The sequence below is a fragment of the Pantoea sp. PNT03 genome (assembly GCF_014852515.1).
Lineage (GTDB): Bacteria > Pseudomonadota > Gammaproteobacteria > Enterobacterales > Enterobacteriaceae > Pantoea > Pantoea leporis.
This window is the reverse complement of record NZ_JACVBT010000018.1, coordinates 1-616: the sequence shown is the minus strand read 5'-3', so window position 1 is coordinate 616 and position 616 is coordinate 1. Positions and strand designations below refer to the sequence as shown.

At 48.9% G+C, this 616-nt stretch carries 2 tRNA genes and 1 rRNA gene; all 3 read right to left on the bottom strand.

Features of this window, described 5'->3' with window-relative positions:
• Window positions 1–173: 173 nt before the first annotated feature.
• Window positions 174–249 (bottom strand) — tRNA-Ala (locus IB226_RS23075).
• A 143-nt stretch (window positions 250–392) separates the two neighbouring features.
• Window positions 393–469 (bottom strand) — tRNA-Ile (locus IB226_RS23070).
• 73 nt (window positions 470–542) lie between these two features.
• A 16S ribosomal RNA gene (locus IB226_RS23065) occupies window positions 543–616 on the bottom strand; the annotation flags it as partial.

Here is a 616-nt window from a genome sequence, read left to right as displayed (position 1 = left end):
GCAGACTGCAAGCATTTGAGAGACTCGAACATATCGCCGCTTCATTCTTATTACGGAGAATGAAGACGATACGTCGTTTCAATTTTCAGCTTGTTCCGGATTGTTAAAGAGCATAATACTTCGCAGCACACCGTTTCCGGTTTGCTCTGAAGTATTGTTTTGAGTCACTGTAATGGTGGAGCTAAGCGGGATCGAACCGCTGACCTCCTGCGTGCAAGGCAGGCGCTCTCCCAGCTGAGCTATAGCCCCATACAGTTACTGCAGAGACCACTACTACCACTCACCAGGAGTTCCGTTTTTGACAAACGGTAATTTCTTTTCAGGCAAGGCAAAGTGGCGCGACGTATAGTTCACTATACGAGCGGCGCTTTAACGCAGCATGAGAAGAAATTTGGTAGGCCTGAGTGGACTTGAACCACCGACCTCACCCTTATCAGGGGTGCGCTCTAACCACCTGAGCTACAAGCCTGTAGAGGTTTTTTCTGCTCGTTACTTTCTATCAGACAATCTGTGTGAGCACTTCGCGGGAAGGTATCTTCAGGTAAGGAGGTGATCCAACCGCAGGTTCCCCTACGGTTACCTTGTTACGACTTCACCCCAGTCATGAATCACAAAG